Source organism: Gardnerella sp. c10Ua_31 (genome assembly GCF_055700915.1).
The window spans coordinates 1-554 of sequence record NZ_JANUYG010000006.1 but is presented as its reverse complement, the minus strand read 5'-3'; the positions used below and the strand labels follow the sequence as shown (position 1 = coordinate 554).

Here is a 554-nt window from a genome sequence, read left to right as displayed (position 1 = left end):
GGCATGATAGGACAGGATTAAATAATGATCCGTGGGAGGAATAGTTGTGAATAAGTTTGAATTGTTTTCTATGATTTATTACGCGTTAAATCATTATTGGAAAGAAAATAAAAGTGAAGAATTGACTTCATTTTTAAGTGATATGAATCCTTTTTTATTTGATGATATTGGCTCTGCTGTTCCTTCTGTTTATGAGAAGTATAGTTTGCTAGTAAATGAAGAGATCAGCATTGATAATAGTTTTAGTATTGCTTGTAAATATGTTGAAAGTTTAGGTTTGCAGGCTGTGACGGATGCGTTTGCTTGCGTTAGTGAAAATGATTGGAAAGCGCGGTGCGTGAAATACATGTCATCAAGTCATAAAGGGCAAGATATTTAGTGCGTGAAGCAATTTTTTGCCGTGCGTCTTTTACGCGCAAAAGTGCAAGTTGACCATTTTGGGCGTAATTTTTAAGTTGAACTTGAAATTTACGCCCATTATTAGAACATCACGGCTTACAGCCAACAAGCTGATATCGCATGGGTATGGTGTTAGTAGAATGGATATCATGTCT

1 protein-coding gene is annotated in these 554 nt (G+C 35.7%); it reads left to right on the top strand.

Annotated elements, in window-relative coordinates; translation table 11 throughout:
- Nucleotides 1-31: 31 nt before the first annotated feature.
- Nucleotides 32-379: a hypothetical protein gene (locus tag NYP55_RS06675; protein ID WP_050543393.1), complete on the top strand. Its 348-nt coding sequence runs from the start codon at nt 32-34 to the stop codon at nt 377-379.
- The last annotated feature ends 175 nt before the right edge of the window (nt 380-554 follow it).